The following is a 490-nucleotide window of genomic DNA, read 5'->3' on the forward strand; positions in this document are numbered from 1 at the left end:
TTAAAAATTTGTTCCGCCGGTGACGATTTACGGCCTACTTTATGGCTGTAATGATGTCCATTCACAGGCAGCTTATCGTACAGATTTTGCATCTTGCCTGAGGTGTGACCTGATTGCTTATCATAAGTGAATAAGAAAGGGCGGCATCCTGATTCTCCTACAGCCATTTTAATAGCTCTAAAATGCGAAGCATGGTTCTCAGAGTACGCAATATCCCAACCAATTATTTTTTCGCTGTAAACGTCAAAAACAACGTTTATTTTAAGTTCAGCAGCCATCTTTTGTTTATTGTTTGCAAAGTGTACTAAATCCAGTTTAGTACCATCAATCGCCCACCAAGCATTAGGAAACCATTCTGAACGATTACGGGTTACGGTGTGACCAAAGTGTTTCATATATTCGTCCTTACCGTCACGTGCTAACATCCATATTCTTTTTTGCTCCGTTTTGTCAAGCCATGCGCCAACAGAACGCTCAGTTAAACTTTTCG

General features: G+C 40.6%; 1 protein-coding gene. It reads right to left on the minus strand.

Translation table 11 applies throughout. The features are described 5' to 3' along the window. Positions 1–490 (minus strand): hypothetical protein (locus AZ46_RS22035; protein WP_029286591.1); only part of this gene is annotated, 490 nt, incomplete at both ends.

Source organism: Metabacillus indicus LMG 22858, assembly GCF_000708755.2.
In the GTDB taxonomy this organism is placed as follows: Bacteria; Bacillota; Bacilli; order Bacillales; family Bacillaceae; genus Bacillus_P; species Bacillus_P indicus.